Annotated in this window: 31 protein-coding genes and 2 pseudogenes; 16 read left to right on the top strand and 17 right to left on the bottom strand. The window is 62.5% G+C overall.

Annotation, left to right across the window (positions count from 1 at the left end):
• The 4 genes and pseudogenes from A5745_RS21990 to A5745_RS22005 form a co-directional block, all read left to right on the top strand.
• Positions 1-321 (top strand): annotated as a pseudogene (locus A5745_RS21990) (DUF222 domain-containing protein); the annotation flags it as partial.
• A 92-nt stretch (positions 322-413) separates the two neighbouring features.
• Positions 414-755, top strand: a complete 342-nt coding sequence (locus A5745_RS25395) for a DUF732 domain-containing protein (RefSeq protein WP_371337080.1) — start codon at positions 414-416, stop codon at positions 753-755.
• A 144-nt stretch (positions 756-899) separates the two neighbouring features.
• A complete protein-coding gene (locus tag A5745_RS22000; RefSeq protein WP_139329735.1) occupies positions 900-1,754 on the top strand; it encodes a hypothetical protein in 855 nt (284 codons plus the stop codon).
• A 153-nt stretch (positions 1,755-1,907) separates the two neighbouring features.
• A complete protein-coding gene (locus A5745_RS22005; protein WP_076118888.1) occupies positions 1,908-2,795 on the top strand; it encodes a hypothetical protein in 888 nt (295 codons plus the stop codon).
• 2 nt (positions 2,796-2,797) lie between these two features.
• Here the strand turns inward: A5745_RS22005 and A5745_RS24505 are convergent, their stop codons facing one another.
• Together A5745_RS24505 and A5745_RS22010 are read right to left on the bottom strand one after the other, a co-directional pair.
• The gene (locus A5745_RS24505; RefSeq protein WP_139329736.1) at positions 2,798-3,703 is read right to left on the bottom strand and encodes an ETEC_3214 domain-containing protein; all 906 of its coding nucleotides are present in this window, start codon (positions 3,701-3,703) and stop codon (positions 2,798-2,800) included.
• Positions 3,704-3,875: 172 nt separating this feature from the next.
• Entirely contained in the window at positions 3,876-5,447 is a 1,572-nt protein-coding gene (locus tag A5745_RS22010; RefSeq protein WP_256385506.1) for a serine/threonine-protein kinase, read from the bottom strand.
• Between the two features lie 207 nt (positions 5,448-5,654).
• On the opposite strand from A5745_RS22010, the gene A5745_RS22015 reads away from it, so the two are divergent.
• The 4 genes from A5745_RS22015 (at position 5,655) to A5745_RS22030 (ending at position 7,492) form a co-directional block, all read left to right on the top strand.
• On the top strand, positions 5,655-5,942 hold the full coding sequence (locus A5745_RS22015; RefSeq protein WP_076118892.1) for a hypothetical protein: 288 nt from the start codon (positions 5,655-5,657) through the stop codon (positions 5,940-5,942).
• A gap of 115 nt (positions 5,943-6,057) precedes the next feature.
• Positions 6,058-6,876: a hypothetical protein gene (locus A5745_RS22020; protein WP_139329737.1), complete on the top strand. Its 819-nt coding sequence runs from the start codon at positions 6,058-6,060 to the stop codon at positions 6,874-6,876.
• Positions 6,876-7,160 carry a hypothetical protein gene (locus tag A5745_RS22025; RefSeq protein ID WP_076118895.1) on the top strand — a complete coding sequence of 95 codons (285 nt, stop codon included), beginning with the start codon at positions 6,876-6,878 and terminating at the stop codon, positions 7,158-7,160. The genes A5745_RS22020 and A5745_RS22025 overlap by 1 nt, the downstream gene beginning before the upstream one ends.
• 128 nt (positions 7,161-7,288) lie before the next feature.
• Positions 7,289-7,492, top strand: coding sequence for a hypothetical protein (locus tag A5745_RS22030; RefSeq protein ID WP_076119045.1), 204 nt, complete (start codon positions 7,289-7,291; stop codon positions 7,490-7,492).
• 51 nt (positions 7,493-7,543) lie between these two features.
• Here the strand turns inward: A5745_RS22030 and A5745_RS22035 are convergent, their stop codons facing one another.
• The 11 genes from A5745_RS22035 to A5745_RS22085 form a co-directional block, all read right to left on the bottom strand.
• Complete coding sequence (locus A5745_RS22035) at positions 7,544-8,419, bottom strand: HK97 family phage prohead protease (protein ID WP_083663021.1); 876 nt, start codon at positions 8,417-8,419, stop codon at positions 7,544-7,546.
• Positions 8,401-8,823 carry a hypothetical protein gene (locus A5745_RS22040; protein WP_076118899.1) on the bottom strand — a complete coding sequence of 141 codons (423 nt, stop codon included), beginning with the start codon at positions 8,821-8,823 and terminating at the stop codon, positions 8,401-8,403. The genes A5745_RS22035 and A5745_RS22040 overlap by 19 nt, the downstream gene beginning before the upstream one ends.
• Positions 8,824-9,170: 347 nt before the next feature.
• Positions 9,171-9,437 (bottom strand): hypothetical protein, encoded by a 267-nt coding sequence (locus A5745_RS22050; RefSeq protein WP_076118903.1) that lies wholly within the window; start codon positions 9,435-9,437, stop codon positions 9,171-9,173.
• Between the two features lie 48 nt (positions 9,438-9,485).
• Positions 9,486-9,932: a hypothetical protein gene (locus A5745_RS22055; protein ID WP_139329738.1), complete on the bottom strand. Its 447-nt coding sequence runs from the start codon at positions 9,930-9,932 to the stop codon at positions 9,486-9,488.
• Positions 9,933-9,955: 23 nt separating this feature from the next.
• The gene (locus A5745_RS24510) at positions 9,956-10,441 is read right to left on the bottom strand and encodes a hypothetical protein (RefSeq protein WP_139329739.1); all 486 of its coding nucleotides are present in this window, start codon (positions 10,439-10,441) and stop codon (positions 9,956-9,958) included.
• 1,204 nt (positions 10,442-11,645) lie between these two features.
• Positions 11,646-12,623 (bottom strand): AAA family ATPase, encoded by a 978-nt coding sequence (locus tag A5745_RS22065; RefSeq protein ID WP_076118909.1) that lies wholly within the window; start codon positions 12,621-12,623, stop codon positions 11,646-11,648.
• A gap of 70 nt (positions 12,624-12,693) precedes the next feature.
• Positions 12,694-13,311 (bottom strand): hypothetical protein, encoded by a 618-nt coding sequence (locus A5745_RS22070; RefSeq protein ID WP_139329740.1) that lies wholly within the window; start codon positions 13,309-13,311, stop codon positions 12,694-12,696.
• Complete coding sequence (locus tag A5745_RS22075; protein WP_139329741.1) at positions 13,301-13,840, bottom strand: hypothetical protein; 540 nt, start codon at positions 13,838-13,840, stop codon at positions 13,301-13,303. The genes A5745_RS22070 and A5745_RS22075 overlap by 11 nt, the downstream gene beginning before the upstream one ends.
• Positions 13,841-13,976: 136 nt before the next feature.
• Positions 13,977-14,264 (bottom strand): hypothetical protein, encoded by a 288-nt coding sequence (locus A5745_RS24515; RefSeq protein WP_139329742.1) that lies wholly within the window; start codon positions 14,262-14,264, stop codon positions 13,977-13,979.
• Between the two features lie 245 nt (positions 14,265-14,509).
• Positions 14,510-15,883 carry a recombinase family protein gene (locus tag A5745_RS22080; protein ID WP_076118916.1) on the bottom strand — a complete coding sequence of 458 codons (1,374 nt, stop codon included), beginning with the start codon at positions 15,881-15,883 and terminating at the stop codon, positions 14,510-14,512.
• Positions 15,883-16,068, bottom strand: coding sequence for a hypothetical protein (locus A5745_RS22085; RefSeq protein WP_076118918.1), 186 nt, complete (start codon positions 16,066-16,068; stop codon positions 15,883-15,885). Before A5745_RS22085 ends, A5745_RS22080 begins: the two co-directional genes overlap by 1 nt.
• A gap of 69 nt (positions 16,069-16,137) precedes the next feature.
• Between A5745_RS22085 and A5745_RS22090 the strand changes: the two are divergent.
• Positions 16,138-16,452, top strand: a pseudogene (locus A5745_RS22090) (HNH endonuclease signature motif containing protein); the annotation flags it as partial.
• Positions 16,453-16,459: 7 nt separating this feature from the next.
• On the opposite strand, the gene A5745_RS22095 reads toward A5745_RS22090, so the two are convergent.
• Positions 16,460-17,269, bottom strand: coding sequence for an SOS response-associated peptidase (locus A5745_RS22095; protein WP_076118920.1), 810 nt, complete (start codon positions 17,267-17,269; stop codon positions 16,460-16,462).
• A gap of 44 nt (positions 17,270-17,313) precedes the next feature.
• Between A5745_RS22095 and aroA the strand changes: the two genes are divergently transcribed.
• Together aroA and rsgA are read left to right on the top strand one after the other, a co-directional pair.
• Positions 17,314-18,600 (top strand): 3-phosphoshikimate 1-carboxyvinyltransferase, encoded by a 1,287-nt coding sequence (aroA, locus tag A5745_RS22100; protein ID WP_076118922.1) that lies wholly within the window; start codon positions 17,314-17,316, stop codon positions 18,598-18,600.
• On the top strand, positions 18,597-19,589 hold the full coding sequence (rsgA, locus tag A5745_RS22105) for a ribosome small subunit-dependent GTPase A (protein WP_076119047.1): 993 nt from the start codon (positions 18,597-18,599) through the stop codon (positions 19,587-19,589). Before aroA ends, rsgA begins: the two co-directional genes overlap by 4 nt.
• Here the strand turns inward: rsgA and A5745_RS22110 are convergent.
• On the bottom strand, positions 19,576-20,049 hold the full coding sequence (locus A5745_RS22110) for a helix-turn-helix domain-containing protein (protein WP_076118924.1): 474 nt from the start codon (positions 20,047-20,049) through the stop codon (positions 19,576-19,578). The two genes, rsgA and A5745_RS22110, sit on opposite strands and share 14 nt — an antisense overlap.
• Before the next feature lie 123 nt (positions 20,050-20,172).
• Between A5745_RS22110 and A5745_RS22115 the strand changes: the two genes are divergently transcribed.
• From A5745_RS22115 to A5745_RS22130, 4 genes are read left to right on the top strand one after another with little or no spacing between them, the layout of a single operon-like run.
• The gene (locus A5745_RS22115; RefSeq protein ID WP_076118926.1) at positions 20,173-21,357 is read left to right on the top strand and encodes a thiolase family protein; all 1,185 of its coding nucleotides are present in this window, start codon (positions 20,173-20,175) and stop codon (positions 21,355-21,357) included.
• A 17-nt stretch (positions 21,358-21,374) separates the two neighbouring features.
• Positions 21,375-22,448, top strand: coding sequence for an NmrA family NAD(P)-binding protein (locus tag A5745_RS22120; protein WP_139329743.1), 1,074 nt, complete (start codon positions 21,375-21,377; stop codon positions 22,446-22,448).
• Positions 22,448-23,410 (top strand): nitrilase-related carbon-nitrogen hydrolase, encoded by a 963-nt coding sequence (locus A5745_RS22125; protein WP_076118929.1) that lies wholly within the window; start codon positions 22,448-22,450, stop codon positions 23,408-23,410. The genes A5745_RS22120 and A5745_RS22125 overlap by 1 nt, the downstream gene beginning before the upstream one ends.
• Positions 23,397-23,903 (top strand): DUF302 domain-containing protein, encoded by a 507-nt coding sequence (locus A5745_RS22130; protein ID WP_076118931.1) that lies wholly within the window; start codon positions 23,397-23,399, stop codon positions 23,901-23,903. The genes A5745_RS22125 and A5745_RS22130 overlap by 14 nt, the downstream gene beginning before the upstream one ends.
• 9 nt (positions 23,904-23,912) lie before the next feature.
• Here the strand turns inward: A5745_RS22130 and A5745_RS22135 are convergent, their stop codons facing one another.
• Positions 23,913-24,299: a hypothetical protein gene (locus A5745_RS22135; protein ID WP_076118933.1), complete on the bottom strand. Its 387-nt coding sequence runs from the start codon at positions 24,297-24,299 to the stop codon at positions 23,913-23,915.
• A 130-nt stretch (positions 24,300-24,429) separates the two neighbouring features.
• Here A5745_RS22135 and A5745_RS22140 point away from each other — a divergent pair, with 130 nt between their 5' ends.
• Complete coding sequence (locus tag A5745_RS22140) at positions 24,430-24,663, top strand: hypothetical protein (protein ID WP_076118935.1); 234 nt, start codon at positions 24,430-24,432, stop codon at positions 24,661-24,663.
• A 45-nt stretch (positions 24,664-24,708) separates the two neighbouring features.
• Here the strand turns inward: A5745_RS22140 and A5745_RS22145 are convergent, their stop codons facing one another.
• Positions 24,709-25,245 carry a hypothetical protein gene (locus A5745_RS22145; protein ID WP_076118937.1) on the bottom strand — a complete coding sequence of 179 codons (537 nt, stop codon included), beginning with the start codon at positions 25,243-25,245 and terminating at the stop codon, positions 24,709-24,711.
• Positions 25,246-25,286: the final 41 nt, after the last annotated feature.

Genomic DNA, 25,286 nt, shown 5'->3' on the forward strand with positions numbered 1-25,286 from the left:
GACAAAGACACCCGCAGCGCCGCACAGCGCAACCATGACGGGCTCAACGCAGCGCTGCGGGCACTACTGGCGTCGGGCAAGCTCGGTCAGCACAACGGACTACCGGCGTCCATCATCGTCACCACCACCCTGGCCGAGCTGGAAGCCGCCGCCGGACGCGGCCTTACCGGTGGGGGCAGCATCCTGCCGATGAGCGATGTGATCCGCCTGGCCCGCCACGCGCGGCACTACCTGGCCATCTTCGACAAGGGCAAGACCCTGGCGCTGTATCACACCAAACGCCTGGCGTCTCCCGCGCAACGAATCGTCTTGTACGCCGAAGCATGTTGAGATGATGTACTGCTATCGGAGAAGGCCGGTGGATGGTGGAAATCAGCGTTCACACCGCCTCCTCGCCAGCTAGCGTGATGGTTATGCACGATGACGCGAGGAAAGTAATCGGCACATCGTTCACAATTCTGGCCGGTGTGTTGGGCGAGTTGGGGCTGCTGGCACCTACAGCCCATGCTGACGCCAACCAATACCTGGCTGATCTTCACTCGCCTGGTATGGCGCATCCTTCGATACCGGACTCGGGTCTGGTTGCTATCGGGAACGACGTTTGTGCCAAGGTCAGCGGTGGTGCAACTTCTGACGCTGCACGTGATTGGCTAGTTGGCCATCTAGCGCACGGTGGCTACCAGGCAAGTAATGCCGAAGCGGGAACTGTCGTGTATTACGCGCTGCAGGATCTTTGCCCCGGAGCCGGTCACTGACGCTTTCCACACACATCTGGATGTCCGGTGCCGGTGCGCCGAACTACGTGAGGGCGATGCCCGAAATTGACTCCGAACTCGCTGCCGTGCGCTCGACATTCTTGCGAGAATGAAATAACGCGACCACTACGAGGGCTAAAACCTATGTCGGAAACCGACGATTCCAACTACCGCCACCCAAAGTGCTACGCGAACCTTCGTGGCGGGTGCTCTAAAACGATCTCGGGAGAACACTATTTTTCGCATTCATTGATTAGGCTGTACACATGGGATGACCCGAACGTAACCGTCATGCACAATCACGGCTTCGGCGTCCGGAAAGGTGTCAAACCAGGCAAGTTCGTCGTGAACGCACTGTGCACAAACCACAACAGCACGCTGAGCGTTACTGACGATGCCGCCCTGGCGTTTGCGACATTCCTGCGACGCATCGCACTTTCGTTTCGGGGCGGAGCCGGTGACTGGGGCGAGCAAGAAGAAATTACGATTTCCGGCGACGAATTTGAGCGTTGGGCGCTGAAGTTACTGATGAATCATGCTGCGGGCAAAGCATTTTCAGCCAACCAAGGCCGACTGATCAGTCCGATTCCGCCACAGGCTGTTGACTTCTTGCTTGGACGCGTCAGTTGGCCATTCGGAATGGGTTTATGCGTCGCAGGAGATCCCGACAACACCGATATTCCCTTCGATCCGTTTACGAAGTCCGAACACTCGACAACAAACTTTTGGGGTGCGAGACCGATCTTGAAGCGAGGCGACCAGACTCTGGGCGGGGGAATTGTTGAACTGAACGGAGTGGGCTTCGGTTTGTCGTTATTTCCGATTCGCCGCGACTACACAGAAGTGGATGGCATCAAAAATCCGTTTCGCGGTTCGCTTGAGCGGCCGGATTACATGGAATGGAACCTTGATGGAATCGGCAAACGAATCAACTTCATGTGGTCCGGCCCGACCGAACACAAATACATCGTTTACACGATGCGCTATGGCAACCGCTAGCCGCTTCTACGGCTACTGCGCAGACGCGCACCGGGACGAGTGACCCTGACGACCCCGCTGCGGTCGCAGCTCTAGACCGGGTGCGCGCCGAGCTGGCAGCTCAACCGGCGTGGCGCGACTACTGCGCCCGAAGCCGGTGCAACGATTCGTCACATGCTGTTGGCCGACGGTGCCTGGCCCTGGACGACGGTGGCCATATACACGCAGCGACTCGGCGACGCGCTGCTGCGCACCTGGTTCTTTGTGTGGCACGCATGGATTCACCTGTGGCAGAACCTATCCCAATCTCAAGGCACGGTCCTCGGCGGTGCCTTTGTCATCATCGCTGCCGTGATCGCGTTCGGTACTGGATCGCTCAATCGCAGGGCGCGCGACAACCAATTTCACTACCAGGAACTAAAAGACCTCTATTCCGAAGCGCTGAACCTTACTTCGGCATTTGCCATTATGCACGTGAAGACCCGCGAAGAGCGTCTCGCGGTGCAGCGACAAATGACCGAGAAAATGCAGCAGATCAACACAAAGCTCTCGCTGACTGGCGACTATATGACATCTGAACTACTGATCAATTTCATGCAACAGGAAATCGGAAAGTCGATGCTTAAGGGCGTATCCGAGGCGCAGAAACACGCGAAGCTTGATGCCGTGTTCACGAATCAGCCTGTGCAAGCGGGCAAGTGGCGGTTGCCGAAGTTGCGGAATCGGAAGCCGCAACAGAAGCCGACGTTGCGAGTGAAAGAATCTGTGACGCCGGAACAAATGGCCGAAGCTGCCCAGATAATCGGTATCCCGAGGGTAACTCAATGGGCCAATCAGAATATTGATTCGTGGAACGTACTTCAGCGTTGCCGTGAAGAATTGTCGACATATTTACCGATATGGTCCCGCCATCGACACACACTTCGTCGCGATATCCGAAAGGACACCGAGCGCCGCGATAAGCGCAAAGCGCTCAAGAATCGCACCGCCTCCGCCGGTCAACCGGGCGCGCACGGCAACCCCGACTTTAACGAGGTTCTTCGGCGACTCGCCGAACAATGACATCACCGCCGGGGTGCTCGCGTGCCGTCTGGGCGCCCCGTAGGGCCAAGCTCTCGGGCTGTCGTCGGCCAACATCTTCGCGCTTGCCGCAGCAGACGATACCGCTTGTAACGCATGCGAATTAGTAACGTCGGGTACAACGGTGGCCGAAGGGTTCTGGCGAGCCTTACCCTAGCTTCATCTGGACCGAGAATGTGGCGCTTGTGAAAATCTTCTCCCGGCCCTTCAGGATGCAGAACAGTTAGCGTATTGACTGTGATGCCCGAAGCGTCGATAGGATTCTTGACATCGAATTGACTAGGCTGGTGAGTAGCCGCACTGACAAAGACGCCAGTCTCTACAAGAGATGGCGTGTTCCTCGCCGTAGTCAGGCTGCCCGCGCCAGCCATGTTGTACGACAACCAATAGTGCTGGTAACCACCTTGTCTGGCATAGTAGTAAGCACGCAAGTAGCCAATCCGGTATGCGCCAATCCATAGGCGTTCGCCCCTATAGCCGATATCTGGTCCACTAAACTTAGACTTGCCGAGATTCAGGTCGAGAAATCCGAACGTCAAACGTTTAATGTTGTAGTACATTCGACGGCTCGTTATGGTAATTGAAAATGCGATGACGACATTGTCGGCAAGTTCGACCATGACCCAGGCGCCCGGCAAGTGATAGGTCCGCTGTTCGCGTCCATCCTCAGTCGTGATGAACTGCGCCACGCCTAAGAGCGATTCGATGTAATCAACTGAGCTGCTGCAAGCGAGCTGGTCCAGCAACTTGGCTTGCGCACGTCTACGACCAACCGTTCGCCGATAGAGCGTTGCGATGAGTTTGACGATTCCCCAACTTGCGCTTAGCAACGCGGCCGTTGCCGCGCCTGCGCCAAGGCTCCGATAGAGGAAGTCCATCGTCGGTGTCACAAACCGAATAATCGCAGATAAGACTGTCAGATTGGACCAACTCGGAACCAACAAGCCACGTGGGGCGTCCAAGCCGGTATGGACGAGATTGAACGTGCCGTGATCCGCAACGAAGGCTATGACCCCCACGACCCCGCTGTGGTGGCCGCGCCAGAGCGGGTGCGCTGGGTCGTCATGCGACCGCCCGGCAGTCGATTCCCGGCTCAGGCCGCGGTGGCGGGAGTGGAGTCACCGTCTGGGAGCTGGTCGTGGACGGCGCGGCGGCGCGAGGCGGTGGGCAGGCGGGCAATAGTGAATTGGCCGACAGTTCGCGCAACTGCCCGATAGCGTCATCGAGGGTGCCGCCTGGAAGTCCGGCTTGAATCTGTGCGCGCTCGGCAGGGCGCAGGTCCTGAAGTCGCATCAGGCGGCAGTCGAGGTGGCCTCCGGATTGTCTATAGCTGATTAGTGATAGCTCGTTGCGCCCGTTGAGGCAGCCCACCAGATAGGGCTCGTGCAGCGACATGCCCAGCAGTGACCCTTGAATTCCCCGCACGATCGACACCGTGCCGTTGTATTCGGCGACGTAGTAGTTGCTCCGGATAACGGTCCGCGCGATGGCCAGGCCCGCAAGCACCAGCAACACGACTAGCGCGACAATGACAACCATCCGCCGCCGTCGCGACCACCGCGGTCGGCTTGCTGTTTCTTCTTGTTCTTGTGGCGCAACCCGTTTCGCGGCCGCCTTACGGGGGCCGGTGGCGGAGGCTCGGTCGGCGGCGGCGGCGGCGGCGTAGCGCAGCGGCGCGGCGGCATCCCGCACCACGGCACCCGGCGGCGCGACATGCTGGCTCGCGGGCCGAGTCGGCTGGCTGGCCTCTGGCACGGCGTCGGTACCAGGCCGGCTGAGCGGGGGGGCAGGCTGGCGAATCGGGGCGGTGATGGCGTCGTGGGCGGCGTTGGCGAACTCCACTGTGGTCGCATAACGGTGGTCGGGGTCTTTTGCCATACCGGTGGCGATCACCTGGTCGACCTGCTTGGGGACGTTGGGTTGTGCGGTCGACGGTCGGGGCGGCGGGGTGTTGACGTGTGCGTACATCAGCTGTGCCGTCGTTGTACCGGCAAAAGGCGGCTCGCCGGTCAGGGCTTCATACAGCACACAGGCCAACGAGTAGATGTCAGCACGGGCATCCTCTTCGATTTGGCTGTCGAGCCGCTCGGGTGCGATGTATTGGAAGGTGCCGATCATGTGGCCGGACTTGGTCATTCGCGTTTCGTCCGCGGCCCGGGCGATCCCGAAATCGATCAGGTAGGCGAAGTCGTCGTCATCGAGCATGATATTGGAAGGTTTGATGTCGCGGTGCAGCAGACCAACCTTGTGGGCGGCGTGTAGCGCCTTGGCGACGTGGTCGATGATGCGTACCGCGCGGGCTGGTTCCAGCGGCCCGTCAGCGATCACGGTGCCCAGATCGCGACCTTCGATCAGCCGCATATCCACATACAGGCGGCCATCAATCTCGCCGTAGTGATGGATCGGAATGACGTGCGGGTCGTTCAACCGCGCTGCCGCGTGGGCTTCCCGGCGAAATCGCCGCTGAAAGTCGTCGTCCTCAGACAAGTGCGCAGGCAAAAGTTTAAGAGCGACGATCCGGTCGGTGTCGGTGTCGTAGGCCCTCCACACTTCACCCATGCCGCCGCGGCCCAACACCCGCACCAAGCGGTAGCGACCGAACGGCGTCCCCTCGACAGCGTCCTCCCCTGCCACGGTCAGGATGCTAGCGATTCCCACCAACCCTCACAGTCGATTCGCGAGGGAATTTTCACAATCCCGATGTGAGTAACCCAAACGCCTACTCTGCCTCTCAGCCGTTCCGCGTCATCAAAGGGGGAGATGGATGCGCTGCGGGATGAACATAATGGGGTGGCCGGAAGGGTGACTTGCGATCGCCTACCTGCGGGTTAGGCTCCGGTCATGGATACTTTGCGGGTGCCGACCAGCGACTTGCTGGCAACGGCTAGCGGGTGGCATGGACTGGGTGCTGAGCTAATTCCCGCTGCTGTGCCCTCTGGTTTGGGGTTGTCGTGTCAGGCCAGCGCGGCGGCGGTCAACGCGGTTCATGCGAGCGCGGCGGCGGCGGGTGGGGCGTTCGCTACGCGCACCCAGTTGACTGCGCTTAAAACCGCTGCGGCGGCTCTGGGTTACGCCAGCTCAGATGTGGACTCGGCGGACCTCATCGACGCGATCATCGACTCGTTGTGAGGCGCAAATGGTAGCTACGGGTTTGCCAACGTTGTCCTCGATCCAAGCGTGGGATGTTCAGCACCTCACCGACGCCGCGACCCATTGGGAAGGCACCGCGGATCGGTGGGAAAACGTGTCGCTTCAGGTCTGGCAGCAGTCCCAGGGCCTGGATTGGGAGGGGCAAGGCCGTGACGCTCTGGTCGAGCGGGTCACGGCTGATAAGGCGACAGTCATTGGTCGCGCTGACCAGCTGCGTGAGGCAGCAACGATTGCGCGGCGCGGTGCTGGCGACATCAGCGCCGCCCAGAGGCGGGTGTTGTATTCGGTTGAGGATGCCCACAACGCCGGATTTGTTGTCGGGGAAGACCTTTCGGTCACTGACACTCGGGCCAGCCGTAATGCGGCGGAGCTGGCAGCCCGGCAGTCCCAGGCCCAAGCCCTGTCCGCCGACATCCGCGCACGCGCAGCCCAATTGGTCGGTGTGGACAGCGAAGTCGGCGGCAATATCACCGGCGCGGCGGGCGACGTAGGCGCTACCAACTTCACCGAAACACCGGTCACCTACGACGGGCACCAGGGCAAGATTCAGATGGCCGGACACGGATTCAAAGACGACCCGACCCTTCCGCCACCACAGCCGGGCCAGCCAATCCCGCCGCAGCCTCCGGCGATCAAACTGCCACCACGAACAGAAATGCCGATAGCACCGCCGATAGCTTGGGGTGATGGCCCGCCGCCACATGACCCGTCGAAACATCACTGCAGCGGCTGGGACGTGACACAACATGTGGGCGAGGGTATTGGTGGACCGCTATTGACCACGGGTTCGATCCTCGGCGGCATCGCTGGCTCGCCACTTGGGCCACCGGAATGGGCTATGGCTATAGGTGGGGTTCTGGCGGGTATAGCCACCACCATCTCGGGATTCAACGGCCTTGCGGGGTGCGAATAGTGCATACTTACGCGCTGATTGTCGTCCTCGTGGGCGGACTCCTCGGCGCGGGCCTCGTTGCCTACTTCCGTCGCCGTGGCAGACTTCGCGCGCTCCTATTTGCGCTGCCGGTCGTGGGCGCCATCTGGCTCGGGATCGATTTCGTCATCACACCACAAGACCGTTGGCTCAACGGGATAACGCTCGCGCTCATGGCAGTCGTGACTACTGGGGGTTTTGGCTATCAATGGTTCAGGCAGCGGCCGCGCACCGTCGGACCCACACAGCGGCCAAAAGACAAGTAGGTAACGCGATAGCCGGATTTGAGTCTCCTTGAGGGTCTTCCGGGCGAGGAATGTCTGGTAGCCGCGCGACTGCAGCGGCGCTATGTTAGTCAACATCCCAGACACGCCATATGACAGAGAGGCCGCGCGTGAAGAAAAACCCCAAGTTGGGCCGCGCGTTCTACACAGTGCTGTCAGTGCTATTCGCGGCGTTGTTCATAGTAAATGTGTGCAACCCTCACGGCACGATGCTCGGCGCAATCAGCACCGGGGGCCTCGCCTTACTAATGGGCGGCATCGCCTGGCGGGCCTGGCTCGGCAAGCGCGACACGAACGAGCAAAAGAAAACCTAACGGCCCCTTAGAGCGCTTCCCTGCGCGCCGTAGGGTGGGTGGTGAGGATGTTCATTGCTGAGTCGGATGCCAATCGATCGCGGGGCCGTAGCGGTCTCGTGCAAAATCCTGGCTGCGAGGCTCGACAGGTGCATCCCATTTCGTGCGCCGCGCCAGCTCTAGCCGTCGACGCCGAAGGTCCAACTCGCCATCGTAGGCATAAGCGGGGACGCCCGCGTCGACCATCGGCTTAATGCGCTGTTGCTCATTCCGCCGTCGACGCAGATCGATCTCGCCATCGCTGCGCAGCTCACCTGGCGGGACCGTGACCGACGCAGGCACTGAAAGGTCGGTGCGCTCGTAGTACCGGCGCAACTCCACACCGGCCAGGGCATCGCGAATCACATCGTCAGGGTCCGCACCGTAATGTGCTGCAAACGATCGTAATCCGACTGTTGAGTCTAAATACGCGGGATTGCTGACCGGGCTCACCGAGATAACCTGGACCGAGGTCAGGTGTCGCACAGGCGGGCCACTGGAGGTGTGCGTGAAATCATCAGCCCAGCATCGGAATTCAAAGCTGCTGTGTCGGATGTTGCCCAACGCGACGTGAGCGAGTGTGTCGTTGCCCGCCTGCGTGTCTGGGCAGTCCACGGTGTAATCCATGCCGACGTTATCCAGTGAAATGGCAAGCGTCCCAGCGCTCACCGTCCCGAGCAAATCTCGGGGTGAATGTTCCAGGGTCGCCACCACATTGGCGAACCCATCCCCAGCCGACTTCGCAAACGCCCGAGGCTCAATAACTTCGACCATCGCCCCCATCTGCCTCGACGGCCTGGAATACACAGCGGCGTAGCCTCCAATTCGACGCCCACCGCTGCGGACCTCGACCGGCCTCGGCGTTGAACGTAACTCGATATCCGGTTGACTCATCGCATCACCAGCCATTTCAGCTCGTCCGCCAGCGCGTCAGCCAGTTTGTCGGCGCCCCCGACGCGGAGCATGTTTTCGCTTGTGTGATGGCTGATCGCAAGGCGCAGAAGGGTATTCCAGCATGTTTGACAGTCACCTAGCTCGGAAACGACGATGCTGTAGGCGTTTTCGTCACGTTCGGCCAGTGCCAGCATCATCCGATACATGCGTGTCCAACTGTCCGCGCACGAGTGCTTTTGCGCGGCTGCGCGCTCGCGGCGGTGGTAGTCGGCAAGCCACCGCAGGTAATTCACCAGGCGGGTTGCATCGTCGCGGATATCCGTAGGCAGATACTCGTCGTTCGCGAGGCTGCGCTGCACCACGTTTGCCGCTTCAAGCAGTGCACTGACCGCGCGCTTGGGTTTCGTCTGATTCGCCATAATCACACGCCCCATCCATCATTTTGAACCCTTTGGCGCGGCGTATAGATCGGTTCTGAACCAGGGCGCGGATCAAACTCGGGGTTATGGTGTTGTGCCGCATACGCTTTCCGCAGCCTAGCCAACTGGTCGGGATTCTCCTCGTAAGCCGGTCCCGGTTCCGCGATGTGCCCTCGGTCGACAAGGCCCTGCGCAACCAGCAAATCCACCTGGTCTTTCGGAAAGCGGAGGTGGTCACCGCGTTTCACGTTATGGTATCCATTCCAGGTGCCGCCGTTCGTGATTCGTGACGTAACGTCAGCGAGTTTGCCTCCCATGGTGGTTCCTTTCATTCATTGCGCTGCAAGCTATTTCGCGTTGGGGTACTTGAACATCGTGTCGGGTACGGGTGTGGCGCTTGTCTTTCCAGGTGTCTTCGTCGGCTGTCCGAGATTGAACGAGCCGTCAGCGATAGCGGATTCGCCCGCCGATCCGGTGGTGTGCTCGGCTGCTACTGCGGCGATTCCGGCTTCGCGGCGCATCCTGGTCGCGTCGTGGTCGCCGTAGACGGCGGCAGCGTCGGCGTCGGCTCGCGGGTTGGGTTCGGGTGCGAATGCTCCGGTGGTGATAGCCATAGGTTCTCTATTCCTTCCGTGGGTTTGCGGAACTGCATGCCTGCGTTTCTATTTCTGCGCGGCATGGTTGTAGCCCAATTCGATTGTGTAATCGTCTATTTCGTCATCATCGTCTGCGTCTGCCTTCATGTGTGCCAGCAACTCGTTCAGCACCTCAAGGTTTTGAAGCCGAAAATCGACGCTGTACAACATGTCGTCCACGACCTTCGCTGACTGGCGCGCCAGCATCACCCTGATGCTGCGGATATCGGTCGGTTCCTCGCCGTAGAGGTCGAGTACAAACTCGTCCACAAGTTCGGAAAAGTACTGCGGAATCCGAAACCCGTACGGAATCAGGCGAACCGGCTGCTGACGCTCGGCGCGGCTCGGGTAGCACAACATCTCGGACAACTGAAACTGGATCGCATTGGCGTGGTCGCGCACGTCGTCAGGGATGTCGGGGTTGTCGATGATGTGGCGGCACAGCAGCTCCGACGCCTCGATCAGCGTATCCATGTGCGCGGCAACGTATTTTTCCCTCACTGTGCTGCCCTCCTACTCATGGCGCCGATAGTCGCCAGATGATTGCCACGACCGCCCGATTTCTTGCGCGGGCCTTGCAGCTCCTTCATCAGACCCTGAAGCTGCCGTGATGTCGTCGGCCACATCGACATCAGGTCGGGATTGTCGAGGATTTTCGCCAACGACAGTGCCTGACTGACGACCGACTGCCGAGTGTCGGCATTGCGCGCGGCCTCGCACTCGGCGCGTACCGACCGTTCGTTGAAACCCATACCGGCCTCGACCGGCTGCGGAATCTTCGGCATCGCCACGACATTCGACTCAGCCGGTTCCGCCTTACGGGTTTCCGGCAGACCACGTTGTGCGCGGCGCTCAGCGGTGCGCCTGGCCTGCGTGGCACGAGACTTACGCTTGTTATCCCGCATCGCCCCCGTGCAACGAGCACACCGGCAACCGCCGTGGGTGTAGGCGGTGAGTGTCCCGTGACGAAGTTTGTCGGCCATGCCGACAAGTGTACGAAACCGTTCACTAAGTGGCGAATTGAGAACGCGCTACGGCAATGGCTTGGGGTTTGCTAGGAATCGATGACGTGGGGCCGTTTTGGAGCAGTTTGGAGTTCGACATCGCATCGCCGCGACAGGTCTAGCGCGCTGCCTGAGAGCCGCGACTCGATCCCCTAAAAAAGGGGCCTGCTCAGAGACGTATCAGCGGCGCCCGATATCACTGTGTGGTGTGGCACATCGGTGTAGGTCAGACCAGGATGTGTAACTGTCCAATGCATTGGACAGTTAGGCATCGGTCGGATACTTCTCCGCGAACTGCACCCGATAGCTTGCCTACCCGTCGCTGACTCGTAGCTGACGAGCCGAACACACCGTGTGCCACAACGGGAGTTCGGGTATGCGCTCGCACGGCAACGGCTTTCGGGGCAGGCGGGTGCTCCACTCGCGAGCTACCCTAGGTCACTACCGAAGCGACTCACGCCGACTTCGGTGCATGTCTGGCGCGCCGAGCAGCAGCAGCGAAACACCGACCTGTGAGGCTGCCTATGCCGTATATGGGTATGGCTACACCGATCACCATGCGAACGTGCCGCAGGATTCGAATCAGCCACATTTACGGTTGGCTTGGTGGCTGGCTTTGAAGCGGATGTAAAGGCACTACCCCGGCGACCACCCCATTTGCCGTCGTTGGCCAGGATCGAGCGTCGCCGCCCATTTGGCGCACTCCTCGCGCGCGCCACAACGACGACAAATCCTGACGCACTCAGCTTGAGCTTGGAGCTGTTCGTCCCTGCCATTCTTTGTCGGCCTTGACGCAGCGTCGAACACGCCGTGACGCCCACGGCAGGCGCAGTCGCGAAAGTTGGGGTGCTAATTCGATAGTGTCGAAGAGGTCGGCTACCCCGTCAATGTCCATGTCTCTGCGTCCTTACTTAGTCAATTGCGACTAGGTGAGGTGCTACTGCTCGCGCCAAGCCCCTTGGTCGATTGGCAACCCATTTGGGTGGGCAACTAAGGGGTGTGTTCTCTAGTAAGCGTGTCCGAAGTGCCCGAAATGCACTAAGTGACCTGTTGTCCCATTTGCCAATAAGCCCTGGTCACGCAACGTCCTTCGTAACATTCGGACAGTTCGGACGGATAGGACGTAAGGGACACAGTTATAGATTCGGACACTTCGGACAAGGTATGTATATAGGGCAACCTCTCACTTCAACGGCACCACTCTCGGGTTACGCATGTACTTGCCTCGGTGCGCTTTGACCACTACGCCATCAGCAACGAGCCGTCGCAGGTACTTGCCTGCTGTGTCGCCGTCGAGCGCGAGGGCTTGCGCCACGTCGGCTGGCGACACCGGATCGGCTTGATTGCAGACGTATTCGTAGACTTCGTATTTGCGGTCGCTCATCTTGTCCTCAGCGCGGCGTTGTTCCACTGCGTCGGCAGCCGCTTTCAAGTCGTCGCCGTCGAGTCTCCACATGAAGCCGCGATCTGCTCTCAGCGCATATTCGCCCTCGATCACGTCACGCCCAGTGACGCTCAAAATGGCGTTATCGGACAGGCGCTCCCGTTTTAGCACCAAAATGAAATCAACGGACCCGACGAGCCCGTAGGTGCCTGACGCGGCGTCGATGAAGTCAGTTGTCTCGGCCTTGCGACTGTGATGCACCACGAGAAGCGTTGAGCCCGACGCGATTTGGGTTAGCTTGTGCAGCCGCTCACCTGTCTCGTAGTCAACCATGTATGCTTCTTCGCCGGGCGCTTTTCGCCGTTTCACTTTCGCCAACGTATCGACTATCACAAACGGCTTTTCGTCGTGATGCTCGGACATGAACGCTTCTATAATCATCATCGCCTCGGCCGGTTTGGCGTGCGTCACGAAATCGATGCCGTCCGGTATCGAATCATCTTCCAACAGCATTCGGCTGCGACTCTGTAACCGGCGCTTGCCATCCTCTAACGCCAGGTACAGAACCGGACGTTTGGTGACTGGTATGGAACACAGCGCTTTGGTGCCGTCCGCGACGGCAAGCCCAAAGTCCAAGACTAGAAATGATTTCCCTTTCTTTGGTGGCGCAACCAGCATTCCCAAGCCCTCGGGCACCAGCCGGTCAATCTGATAGTGCAGCGGGTCGAATATCTCGGCGTCAAGCGCGGCGCCATTGATCTTGCGGTCGAGCAGCATGTCTAGGCCGGATTCGCCTGCCTCGTCGTTTGTTTCGGCCTTTGGCCGTTCGCCTGTGTAAGGGTCTCTTTTAACGCCACCCATCGCGGTTCACGAGGTCGGCCTCAACTTCCGAGAGGTCAATCTGGTTGGATTCGCCTTTGCGCCATCCGGATTCAAACGTGCTGCGGGTCCGTCGTCGCCAGGCCTCGCAGTCGTCCCACGGCGCTGCCGCGTCTAACAGTGCTTGCTTGCAATCGGCCTTGTCGAATCCAAGCTCGGCCATACGACGCGCCGCCCAAAACAGGCGGCTGTTGCGTCCGCTCCGAGCGCTCGCAACGTCGTTGATGATGTTGCGGTATGCGTTGTCGAGCCAACCGGCCAGCCGCTTGTCTATGTCGGCGCCGTGTGAATGACGTTCGGTCGCTTCCCATGTCAGCAGGGTGTCGAGGTTGCGGCGGCGCTGCGCCAGTGTGGGATTGAACCGGAACATCGGCAGCGTATCCGGCGCCCGGTCGAACAGTTTCAGCACGGCGAAGTACCAGTCGAGGGTTGCGTACTTGTCGCGCGGCGGCAACAGGTGTGCATTGCGCATATGCGGCTGTGCCGGGTGGAGTGCCCAGCGTTCGTACTCGGCTTCGAACTCGGCGTCATCGGCCCACGGTAAGCGGATTGGCCGCTCGGGGAGGGTGTTGGTGCTAGTATTCAAAGTGAATCTTGTCCTTTCGGGTCGGGTTCCTGTTGGTTCCTTGTAGCAAGTTCTCCACTATCTCGTGGGTAACCTCAGCGCGTTTGATCAGCAGCGCGGCAACGTCTTTGATGACTGGCCATAGCTCCGTCAGCTCATCGTGCCAGTCGATTTCCCATGTGGGACCGATGCGACCTAGGCCGAAACACGCGGCAGCGATCTCCAACATGTTGACGATGGCATGGTATTTGTCAGCGTCACCTTCAGTGTTTTCAGACCATGCGTATTCAAGTGCTTCAGAGATGTCGTCAACATGGTCGTCGTTTTCGACCATCCACATCGCTTCGGCCCACGGTCCCGCAAAGGTGATGAACGGCTGCGTCAGTAAATCACTCTCATGGACTGTTGCACCGGATGGGTCGTTATCGAAGTCCCCGAGGAAAACCTGCAAGAGTTTCTGCCCTCGGGCGACTGCTGCGACTGCGTGACCTGCTTCGTGGTGCGCGTGGCGTGAAGTTGCCAACCGTTGCACCGCTGCGTAGTCGGTCATGCCGCACTCTCAGATGCTCTATCCCGATTAAGGTTACGTGATCCCGCGCGCAGTAGCGCGGCGATGCGGTCGAGCTGCTCGTCGGTGGGCCTGGGCCACTGGGAGACGATCTTTTCGACGTAGGTGTCGAAGTCACTCACGCTGGACCGCCAACCCGCTTGGCTGCTTTGGCTTCCATTGACTTGGCTCGCATGTTGGAGAAATATGCGAGGTACAAATGCTTTGCACGCCTGTCGATTTCGTTAGGCGGCAACGTCGGGTATTCGACGCGAACCTGGTCGACGAACTTTTGATAGAACGCATCCCGACCGGGTTGTGTTCTCTTGGTCGGGTTTCGGGTTTTCGCCCACCCTATGTGCGCGGCGGCGCGATTCTTAGCCGAGACTATCGCCGGGTTGGCCTGGCGTTGATACTGCTTGGGCATTTTCGGGGTCCCTTTTGGTCATGCGGATATTCGATGACCAACGGGGACCCAATTTCCCGGGATGCCAGCGCTGGGTTGCTGTCGAAAGTTCGACGCTTGGTCGTGTCCCAGCAGGGCGACTACATATCAGGATACCGGTGACGCTGTACGCGGCAAACCGAGAACATCGTTGCAGGTCAAGCGCAATAGTTGCCGGTCAGATAATCCGACCGTGCGTCGTGCATAGCCGTCCGAACGTCTGACGGTCAGGCTCGCAACTCTACGCTCACCCGGTCGCGGTCAAACCCGCCGCCTTTGCGGGTTGCCTTGTTCACGACGACCGTCATCAGCTCGTCAATGATTTTGCCGCGAATGTCGGGTGTCGCGTCGGCCCAGGCTTGTTCGACCGTCTGCGCTGCTTCCAGTAGGTTCGCGGCCGGGCTGGTGCGCGCGAGGTCGGATAGTACGGTGTTGACCCCGGCAAGCTCTGTCCGCAAAGCGCTGGTGCCTTTGCGTAATTGGCTGCCGTCTATGGCACCCTCGGCGAACATTGCCGCCAGCTCGTCCAGCCTGGCCTGCAATGCTGCCCGCGTGGCGTGCAACGCGTCCACGTCGATATCTTGTGTCTCGCCTAGACGCTTGTGAATGTCTGTGTTCGACAACACGTGCAGTACAAACGCTTCCACGTACTCGTCCAGCTTGGTACCGCTGACCACCAGGTGCGAGTTGGATTCTCGACACTCATAGCGGCGCATTCCTTTGTTGCGTCCACCGGACTCGGCGTGACGCAGCGGACCGCCGCACACACCGCAGCGATAGACGCCGCTGCCCATATAGCGCTTCTCGAAGCTAGCGCAGATGATCCGTGATGGGTCGCTCAGAAACGCCACAAGTCCCCGATGGGTGTCGGGGTCAACCAACGGTGTCCAGTTGCCGGGGCCGACCACCTTCCCATTGTGAACGACCAGACCGGCGTAGCGGGGGTTCACCAGTAACCGTCGCACGTTGGGCGCCGTGAACTTGTTGCCACGAGTCCCGGTCACGCCTGTTGCATTCCATTCGCGCGCAACCTGTTTGATTGACTTACCTGCCAGCACATCGACCACCGCTGTGCGGATCATGGTCGCTTCCGGCTCTAGCACATCGCCTTGTTGGGTGTAGCCGAATGGCCGATTCGCGGTCTGCCACTTGCCATTTGCCGCCTTTTGGGCGTTGGCTCGCTTGCGGCGCTCGGACGTGTGCTCGGATTCCTGGCGGGCCACGCTGCCCAGGATGCGGGCCACCATGCGGCCGGCGCTGGTGGACAGGTCAAGGTCACCGCCCTGCACGGTCCTGATGGCCACCCGGTGCGCTTCGGCAATCTCGATTAGCCGCTCTAGATCCTTCATGCTGCGATACAACCGGTCGACGTGCCAGCAGATCAGTGCGTCGAACTTGCCCGCCGCCATGTCGGTCAGCATGGCCTCGAAACGCGGCCGTCGCTTGCCGTTGTAGGCGCTCAGGTCGTTGTCGTCGTAGCGCTCGACCACCGGCCAGCCCAGCTCGTCGGCTTTGGCGAGACAATCTTCAAGCTGGCGCTGCACACCGAGACGTTCTCCGGTCTGATCTGCGGAGATGCGGGTGTAGATGGCGGCTTTCACTAATCTTCCTCGTCGAGCGCCACCTTGTGCCAGTCCCCGATCTCCACTTCACGCACCAGGAGCACACTGTGCGCAGTAGCCGGAATCTTGTTGAACCTGCCCCTCGCGCCGATAGCGCTCTCACGGGTCCGGTAAATCGAGATATGACCGTCCGGCAACCGTAGGCCGTACTCCTTGATCTTCACTTGCGTTCCTTCGTTCACCGGTACCTGAGCGCTGTCAGTCTAGCAGTGCATTACCCCAACGGTCTTACCAAGGATCGTGGCTGCACCGCACCCGGCTGCACCGTGCCCGGCTACTACAGCGAAGTCCACCACGTGGTCGGCTACGCCACCTGCGGCTGCACCGACGCCAACAACCTCACCTTCGGCTGCGGGCCGCACCACCGGTTGCTGCAACCCGGCGGCTGGACTACGCGAAGACGCGCCAACGAGGACACCGAATGGATCCCGCCCCCACACCTCGAACGGGGCCAACCCCGAACCAACACCTACTGGCACCCCGAAAAACTCCTGCACAACGACGACGCCGACGACGACCACGCCGCCGACGACGACGACGCGGCATAGCGCGCCGCTATAGCAGGATCGGCTGCCCAGTTTCCGGATCGGCCGGCGCGAGCAGCTCCGGACCGTTGTTCCGAACGTTGTTGACCAGCGTGGACACCTGACGCAGCTCGATGTCGCCGGCATCCGGCGGGGGGGTGAGGAATTCGGGGTCAAGGGCGGCATCGGGATCCAGCCAGGCGTCCCAGTCCGCTGGAGCAAGCATCAACGGCATCCGGTCGTGGATCTCCGCGAGCTCGCCCACGGCGTCGGTGGTGATGATCGTGCAACTCAGCAGCGGCGCTGCGTCTTTCGCGGGTTTCCACACCGACCACAGGCCCGCAGCGAACAGCGGCTCCCCGTCGCCGCGGTACATGTAGAACGGCGTCTTGTGCGACTTCTTTCCGCCCGCACCATCGGCGTTCACGCGCCACTCGTAATAGCCGTCCATCGGCACCAGGCAGCGCTTGCCCTTGGCCGAACCGCGAAACGCGGGCGAGGTGGTGACCTTGTCGGCCCGGGCGTTGATCAACAGTGGGCCCTTGTTCTCTGGTGCGCCGTCGGGGCCGGCTTTGACCCATGGCGGGATCAACCCCCACCGCATGAGCCGGACGCGCCGGGTCGGTTCGTCGTCGGGCTCGCTGTGGCGGGTGACGACCGTGGCGATCGTTGAGGTGGGCGCCACGTTGTAGTTGGGCCTGCCAACATCGGACGTCTTAGCATCGGACGTCTTAGCATCGGGCGTCTTAGCATCGGACGCCGCGCCCGTGGCCTCGTCGATCGCCTTGATCTTCTCGGCCAGCTTGGCCGGATCCGTCGTGACCGCAAACCGTCCGCACATACCACCCATGGTGGCAGAACGCGGTCACAAGCGATGATGTACCAGTGACGACCTGGACGGCCCCCGAGGCGACGGCGCCGGTGCGCGCGACCGTGACCGTTCCCGGCTCGAAGTCACAGACCAACCGGGCGCTGCTGCTGGCAGGGCTCGCGGCCGCACAGGACCAAGGCTCGTCGACCATCGGGGGCGCCCTGCGCAGCCGGGATACCGACCTGATGATCGGGGCGCTGCGGACCCTGGGTTTGTCCGTCGAGGGGGACGGTTCCGAACTGACCGTCGGCGGCCGCATCGCCCCGGGCCCGGGCGCCCGGGTGGACTGCGGCCTGGCGGGCACGGTCCTGCGGTTCGTTCCGCCGTTGGCGGCGCTGGCCGACTCGCCGGTGGATTTCGACGGCGACGAGCAAGCCCGGGTCCGGCCGATCACACCCCTGCTGGACGCGCTGAGAGGTCTCGGCGTCCGGATCGACGGGACCGGCCTGCCTTTCCGGGTGCAGGGCACCGGATCGGTCGCCGGCGGCACCATCGCGATCGACGCCTCGGCGTCGTCGCAGTTCGTGTCGGGCCTGCTGTTGTGCGCCGCGTCGTTCACCGACGGCCTGACAATCCAGCACACCGGGTCCGCACTGCCCTCGGCGCCGCACATCGCGATGACCGTGCAGATGCTGCGGCAGGCCGGCGTCGACGTCGACGACTCGGTCACGAACCGCTGGCGGGTGCGCGCGGGCGTAGTCGCGGCCCGACACTGGGACGTCGAACCCGACCTGACGAACGCCGTCGCGTTCCTGGCCGCCGCCGTGGTCAGCGGCGGAACGGTGCGCATCACCGGCTGGCCCGCAAACGGCGTGCAACCCGCCGACAACATCCTGGACGTCTTCGCGAAGCTGAATGCCGTTGTCACCCACACTGATTCATACCTGGAGGTGCGAGGCTCGTCGGGTTACGACGGGTTGGACGTCGACCTGCGCGCCGTGGGCGAGCTGACACCATCGGTGGCCGCGCTGGCGGCGCTGGCGAACCCGGGCTCGGTGTCACGCCTCTCCGGCATCGCCCATTTGCGCGGGCACGAGACGGATCGGCTCGCCGCGCTGAGCGCCGAGATCAACCGCCTGGGGGGCAACTGCGCCGAAACCCCCGACGGCCTGGTGATCACCGCGACGCCGCTGCGGGCCGGCACCTGGCGCGCCTACGCCGATCACCGCATGGCGATGGCCGGCGCGATCATCGGGTTGCGGGTCGCCGGAGTTCAGGTGGACGACATCGGCGCCACGACAAAGACATTGCCGGAGTTCCCGCGGCTGTGGGCGCGCATGCTCGAGGGTTCCAGCGGTTGAGGCCCGGCGACTACGACGAGTCCGACGTCAAAGTCCGGTCCGGCCGGGGATCGCGACCCCGGACCAAGACTCGTCCGCAGCATGCCGATGCAGAGGCCGCGATGGTGGTCAGTGTCGATCGCGGCCGCTGGGGATGTGTGCTGGGCGGCAGCCCCGAACGCCGGGTGACCGCCATGCGGGCCCGCGAGCTGGGTCGCACGCCGATCGTCGTCGGCGACGATGTCGATTTGGTCGGCGACCTGTCCGGCCGGCCGGACACCTTGGCCCGCATCGTGCGCCGCGGCGAGCGGCGAACGGTGTTGCGGCGCACCGCCGATGACACCGATCCCACCGAGCGAGTCGTGGTCGCCAACGCCGACCAACTGCTGATCGTGGTGGCGATGGCGGACCCGCCGCCACGCACCGGTCTGGTCGACCGGACGCTGATCGCCGCCTACGCCGGCGGGCTGGCACCGATTCTCTGCCTGACCAAGACCGACCTGGCCCCACCCGAGCCGTTCGAGCGGCAGTTCGTGGACCTGGACCTGACGGTGGTCGCCGCGGGCCGCGACGATCCCCTGCTCGCGGTCGCGGACCTGCTCGCCGGCAAGATCACGGTGCTGCTCGGGCATTCCGGGGTCGGCAAGTCGACGCTGGTGAATCGCCTTGTGCCCGAGGCGGATCGGGCCGTCGGCGAGGTCACCGATATCGGCAGGGGGCGACACACCTCGACGCAGTCCGTGGCTCTTCCATTGGGCGAGCCGCTGCAGGGCTCCGGCTGGGTGATCGACACGCCGGGGATCCGCTCGTTCGGGCTGGCGCATATTCAGCCGGACGACGTGCTGCTGGCGTTCTCGGATCTGGCGGAGGCGATTGCCGACTGCCCCCGCAGCTGTGGTCACCTGGGGCCGCCGGCCGATCCCGAATGCGCGCTGGACAGCCTGTCCGGGCCCGCCGTTCGCCGCGTCGCGGCGGCCCGACGGCTGCTTGCGGTGCTCAACCAGACTTGACCAATCGCATGCCGAGCTCCTCGGGCGGCACCGGATGCCCTTCGGCGCAACGGATTTCCACGCTCGCCTCGGCACCGCAGCCCTGGTGAACCAGCCGCAGGCGGTTCCGTCCGGGCAGGTGGTGTCTCCCCCACTCGAACATCGCCCATACCACCGGCATGAAGTCGATGCCGGCCTCGGTGAGGACGTACTCGTCGCGGCCGCGTTGCCCTGGTTCGCGGTAGGGCCGCCGCGCCAGTAGCCCGAGGTCGACCAGTTCGGCCAGCCGCGCCGAGGTGGCCGCCTTGGTGATGCCGACCCGGCGCGCGAAGTCGTCGAACCGGGTGGTGCCGTAGTACGCCTCGCGCATGATGAGCATCGCCGACTTGGTGCCGAGCACCGCCATCGTCTTCTCGATGGAGCACTCTCCCACCGGCGACCATTTGTCGCGGTCGGCCAGCACCCCCTGCAGAAATGTCACGCAAATCACCTCTCGATCTGGGTTGCTTTTACTATACCCAGATGTTTACCTAGGTACAGCTAGCAATACCTAGCTTCTGGACTCGAGATTCTGGACTCAAGATTCTGTACTCAAGGAGGAGCCATGACCGGCTATCAAGGCCGCGACGCCGTCATCGTCGGCGCCGTCCGAACCCCAATCGGGAAGGGCAAGGCCAGCGGCGCGTTGCACGACGTACTGCCCGCGGACCTGCTGGCGCACAGCCTGCGCCAACTGGTGGCACGCACCGGCGTGGACCCGGTGCAGATTGACGACGTCATCGCGGGTGCGGTCACCCAGGTCGGCGACCAGGCCGTCAACATCGCCCGTAATGCCTTGCTGGGAGCCGGTTTCCCGGAGTCGGTCCCCGGTACCACGGTCGACCGGCAGTGCGGCAGCAGCCAGCAGGCCATCAGCTTCGCCGCCCAGGGCGTGCTCGCCGGCGCCTACGACATCGTGATCGCCGGCGGCGTGGAGTCGATGAGCCGGGTCGTGATGGGCAGCTCGGTACTGCCGGGCAGCAATCCGTTCGGCAACGACATGGCGGCGCGCTACCCCGACGGCCTGGTGCCACAGGGCATCAGCGCCGAACTCATCGCCGCCAAGTGGGGCTTCTCGCGCACCCAGCTCGACGAATTCTCCGCGGCCAGCCATGAGAAGGCCGCCCGTGCCACCAAGGACGGACTCTTCGACAACGAGCTGATCCCGATCGCCGGGCTGGAGTACGACGAGATCATCCGGCCCGCCACCACCGTCGAGACGCTGGCCACGCTGCAGCCCGCGTTCTACAGCGAGGCGATGAAAGACCGCTTCCCGCAAATCAATTGGGAGATCACGCCCGGAAACTCGTCGCCGCTCTCCGACGGCAGCGCCGCGGTTCTGATCACCACCAGCGAGGTGGCCCGCAAGCTCGGCCTGCGCCCGCTGGCCCGGATCCACACCACCACCGTGGTGGGCTCGGATCCGCTGTACATGCTGACGGGCGTCATCCCGGCCACCGAGAAGGTGCTGCATCGCGCCGGGCTAACGCTGGCCGACATCGACCTGTTCGAGGTCAACGAGGCCTTTGCACCCGTCGTGCTGGCGTGGGCGGCCGACACCGGCGCGGATCCGGCGAAGACCAACGTCAACGGGGGCGCCATCGCGATCGGCCACCCGCTGGGCGCCAGCGGTGCCCGCATCATGACCACGCTGGTCAACGCGCTGGAGCAGCGCGGCGGTCGGTACGGCCTGCAGACGATGTGCGAGGGCGGCGGCATGGCCAACGCCACCATCATCGAGCGGCTGTGAGAGCGGAGGCCACCAACATGTCCAAGATCTTTGTCATAGGCGGCACCGGGGCCCAGGGCATCCCCATCGTTCGCGCCCTGGTCGCCGACAAGAAGTACTCCGTTCGGGTCCTCAGCCGTGATCCCGCATCCCGGCGTGCCAAGGAACTTCTCGAACTCGGCAATGTCTCCATCCTGGAAGGCACATTCGCCGACGAAGCCGTCCTGCGGGAAGGATTCCGCGGTGCCGACGGGGCATTCGTCAACATCGACGGGTTCAACACCGGCGAGAAGACCGAGATCTACTGGGCGATCCGCGCTTACGAGATCGCCATCGAGGAGGGCGTCAAGTTCTTCGTGTACGGCAACCTCGACTACGGGCTCAAGAAGTCGGGCTATGACTCGAGATTCCGCACCGGCCACTACGACGGCAAGGGCCGCGTGGGCGAGTGGATCCTGTTCCAGAACCAGGCGAATCGCTACCGGATGGGCGCGGCGGTCTTCACGACCGGCCCGTACATCGAAATGGTGATCTCGCCCGGGACACCCATGACACCCACCGTGGAGGACGGCGTCGTGACGTGGCGAGTCCCGCTCGGTGAGGGCGCCGTGCCGCACGTGTCACTCGAGGACTGCGGGTATTACGTCCGCTGGCTTTTCGACCATCAAGAGCGGGCGAACGGCATGGATCTCGAGGTCGCCATCGACCAGGTCCGCTATGCCGACCTCGCCGCCGCGTTCGAGAAGGTCACCGGGCATCCGGCACGATACATCGACACCGACCTGGACGAGTACTGGCGCACCGGTCCGATGAGCGCCGCCGCACAGGCCCCTGCCGGGTACAACGCCGACCCAAATGACAAGAGCACCATGAACATTCGCGACAACTTCACGGGCTTCTGGAATCTGTGGAAGCACGAAGTCATTACGCGGGACTACGCCTTGCTCGACGAGATCCACCCGAATCGGATCAGAAGTGCCGAGGAGTGGTTGAGGCGAGAAGACCAGCGGGGACGAGAGCTGAGCAAGGGCGGCCTGTGGGATAGGGTTCAACCGGAAAACCGGACTCCGATTCTCAAGATCGGCGAAGACAGGCGGACAGGAAAGCTGTAATGACCGTAATACGTGCCGCCGCAGTCCAACTCAGCCCAGTGCTGTACAGCCGGGAGGGCACCGTGGACCGGGTGGTTGCCAAGATCGAACAGCTCGCCCGCCAGGACGTGCAGTTCGCGACCTTCCCCGAGACGGTGGTCCCGTATTATCCGTACTTCTCCTTCGTCCAGCGTCCGTTCGAAATGCGTTCGGAACAACTGAAATTGATGAATCAGGCGGTGACGATACCGTCGCCGGCGGTCGCCGCGATCGGTGCGGCGGCGCGGGGCGCCCACATGGTGGTGTCCATCGGGGTCAACGAGCGTGACGGCGGTTCGCTGTACAACACCCAGTTGCTGTTCGACGCCGACGGCACCCTGATTCAGCGCCGGCGCAAGACCACGCCGACCTACCACGAGCGGATGATCTGGGGACAGGGCGACGGCAGCGGGCTGCGCGCGGTCGACAGCGCGGTCGGTCGAATCGGGCAGTTGGCCTGTTGGGAGCACTACAACCCACTGGCGCGGTATGCCCTGATCGCGGACGGCGAGCAGATCCACTCTGGCATGTTTCCCGGATCGTTCGGCGGTGACCTGTTCGCGCAGCAGGCCGAGATCAGCGTGCGCAACCACGCGCTCGAGTCGGGCGCCTTCGTCGTCAACGCGACCGCATGGATCGATGACGATCAGCGAGCGCAGATCGTGGCCGACACGGGCGCGCCGGTCGGCCCGATTTCGGGTGGCTTCTTCACGGCGATCATCAGCCCCCAGGGTGAGTACCTGGGCGAGCCGCTGCGCTCCGGCGAGGGCGAGGTAGTGGCCGACCTCGACTTCTCGTTGATCAACACCCGCAAGATCCTGATGGACGCCAGCGGCCACTACAGCCGGCCCGAACTACTCAGTCTGATGGTCGACCGCACCCCGACGGCCCACGTGCACGAGCGCGTGGAACCACCGCAGGAGGCCGAGAATGACCCCCTCTGAAATTTCCTTCCAGGGCGTGCGCGCGCGCTACGAGAGCGCCAAGAGCTACGACGAACTGGTCACAGCGCTACTGGCCGATATCGGCGAAAAGCCAGTTTCGATCAATGATTTCGCGACGGCTGCGGACGACTGGCAGTCCTATCAACGGCTGGTCGAACCCCATGTCGGGCCAAGCGGATTCATGTTGTTCGGGCTGCTCGACCATGGCGCGTGGATCAAAAAGGCCGGCATCGAACGCAAGGTGTTACGTGTCATCCTCGGCAACCCGCTGATCGCGATCACGATGCTGCGCCACGACGTGACCGCGGGGTTGTTTGCCCCGGTCGAGGTGTTGCTCGTCGACGAGGGGGACGGCCACAGCAGTCTGACCTACGTCAAGCCGTCGTCACTGATGGCCTTGGACGCGGGCGCGGGGCCCAACCCCGAGTTACTCAGCGCCGCAAAGGATCTCGACGCCAAATTGGCCGCGCTTGCCGCCAAGGTGGCGGCCTGACGCCGATCCCTATGGCGTGCCTTCCCAGTGCCTAGCGAGCCGCGTGCCGGTGAACTTTTCAAGCATCAACCGCGAGAAGGACAGTAGCGCACTGCGCGGCCGGTGATTCACTACGACCTGCTGGGTCTGCCCCGCGGCGTTAAAGGTGACCCACACAACAACGTTGGTGTGTACGCCGTTGATCTCAGTCGTGTAGTCCTCAACGAAGCCGTAGTCGCCAGCGAGACCGGCGAACCTGAACTCCTGGTTGTCATATACCTCGCGAGCGGTGACCACGATTGAGCGAACGTCCTCAGCGCCATGTGCGGTGCCATCCATAGCCGCGGCTTCCAAGATGACGTCATCGGCGAGGTTGTCCAGCCAGACCGGGTAGTAGGGCTTGCCCATATACGTCATGCCGCGCCTCCCTCGGAAATCAACACTGAGCCTGCCATAGCCTCAAGACTTCCCACGAAGTTGTTCTCCGCGGTGGAAAACGGGTACTCCGCCTGCACGACGTAGCCGCAGGATGTAAAGGAGTCCAAAAGTGGCGAAAGATCATGGATCCAGCGTCAAGAACGACAAACAGTATGAGGGCCTGCGCAAGAAGGGGATGAGCAAGTCCCGGGCGGCCGCGATATCGAACTCGCCCGGCGCCTCCAGCAGGGGCGGCAAGAGCTCGGGCAGCAGCCAAAGCAGCCGTAGCAGCGGAAGCGGCAGCGGCGGTAACACGTCGCAGAAGAAGGCCGCCGGGCGCAAGGGCGGCAAGAAGTCGAGCTAGATCCCGAATTGCCCAGATCCCGAATTACCAGCGCTGCAGCGGAACTCAGAGCCAGCCGGTGCGGGCGGCGGCAACCGGCTCGGCGGCGGCGGGTGCCAACGTTCCGTCCCGCACACCGTCGAGCATCCGTTTCACTGCTGCGACAATCTCCGGGGCCGCTGCGGCGAGTCCCTGCCGATCGGCGTCGGTAACCTCGTCGGCGCCGACGCCAGCACGGGCCAGCACGGCGTCCGGGTCGGCCAGCTGATCGGCCAGCCAGGTCAACGGGTCGGCTGACAGCTCGGGAACGAAATGCCGGCGGCTCGGCTCCCATCCGTTGAAACGGGGATGGTGATGGGCCCGATCCAACGTGCCCGGCGGGCTCTCGGTTGAGCCGAAAAGGTCCACCCGCCACACCGGACGGTTGAAGGCGATCGGGACGCCGGCGTAGATCGACCCCTGCGGCTCGGCCCGGTCGATGAGGCGGAGTTCCAGCCTGACTCCCCGCTCCGGTGTTTCCTGACCTTCAAGCGGAGTCGGATCGACGAAGAACATGTCACCGACGACCACACCCAGACTTTCGAATCCGAACGCTGCGAGCATCGCGCACCTTCCCTCGTACCTTCCCGAGCGTAAACCCAGGA

Source organism: Mycobacterium sp. IS-2888, assembly GCF_001954215.1.
Classification (GTDB): Bacteria; Actinomycetota; Actinomycetes; order Mycobacteriales; family Mycobacteriaceae; genus Mycobacterium.

Coding starts and splice junctions, on each gene's coding strand:
- A5745_RS22135 (WP_076118933.1), bottom strand. CDS start 24,299: ATGACGTATATGGGCAAGCCCTACTACCCGGTCTGGCTGGACAACCTC.
- A5745_RS22075 (WP_139329741.1), bottom strand. CDS start 13,840: ATGACCGACTACGCAGCGGTGCAACGGTTGGCAACTTCACGCCACGCG.
- A5745_RS22050 (WP_076118903.1), bottom strand. CDS start 9,437: ATGGCTATCACCACCGGAGCATTCGCACCCGAACCCAACCCGCGAGCC.
- A5745_RS22035 (WP_083663021.1), bottom strand. CDS start 8,419: ATGGCTGGTGATGCGATGAGTCAACCGGATATCGAGTTACGTTCAACG.
- A5745_RS22095 (WP_076118920.1), bottom strand. CDS start 17,269: ATGTGCGGACGGTTTGCGGTCACGACGGATCCGGCCAAGCTGGCCGAG.
- A5745_RS22125 (WP_076118929.1), top strand. CDS start 22,448: ATGACCGTAATACGTGCCGCCGCAGTCCAACTCAGCCCAGTGCTGTAC.
- A5745_RS22000 (WP_139329735.1), top strand. CDS start 900: ATGTCGGAAACCGACGATTCCAACTACCGCCACCCAAAGTGCTACGCG.
- A5745_RS24510 (WP_139329739.1), bottom strand. CDS start 10,441: ATGGCCGACAAACTTCGTCACGGGACACTCACCGCCTACACCCACGGC.
- A5745_RS24515 (WP_139329742.1), bottom strand. CDS start 14,264: ATGCCCAAGCAGTATCAACGCCAGGCCAACCCGGCGATAGTCTCGGCT.
- A5745_RS22130 (WP_076118931.1), top strand. CDS start 23,397: ATGACCCCCTCTGAAATTTCCTTCCAGGGCGTGCGCGCGCGCTACGAG.
- A5745_RS25395 (WP_371337080.1), top strand. CDS start 414: ATGCACGATGACGCGAGGAAAGTAATCGGCACATCGTTCACAATTCTG.
- A5745_RS22040 (WP_076118899.1), bottom strand. CDS start 8,823: ATGGCGAATCAGACGAAACCCAAGCGCGCGGTCAGTGCACTGCTTGAA.
- A5745_RS22005 (WP_076118888.1), top strand. CDS start 1,908: ATGCTGTTGGCCGACGGTGCCTGGCCCTGGACGACGGTGGCCATATAC.
- A5745_RS22115 (WP_076118926.1), top strand. CDS start 20,173: ATGACCGGCTATCAAGGCCGCGACGCCGTCATCGTCGGCGCCGTCCGA.
- A5745_RS22145 (WP_076118937.1), bottom strand. CDS start 25,245: ATGCTCGCAGCGTTCGGATTCGAAAGTCTGGGTGTGGTCGTCGGTGAC.
- A5745_RS22055 (WP_139329738.1), bottom strand. CDS start 9,932: ATGGATACGCTGATCGAGGCGTCGGAGCTGCTGTGCCGCCACATCATC.
- A5745_RS22015 (WP_076118892.1), top strand. CDS start 5,655: ATGGATACTTTGCGGGTGCCGACCAGCGACTTGCTGGCAACGGCTAGC.
- A5745_RS22065 (WP_076118909.1), bottom strand. CDS start 12,623: ATGCTGCTCGACCGCAAGATCAATGGCGCCGCGCTTGACGCCGAGATA.
- A5745_RS22120 (WP_139329743.1), top strand. CDS start 21,375: ATGTCCAAGATCTTTGTCATAGGCGGCACCGGGGCCCAGGGCATCCCC.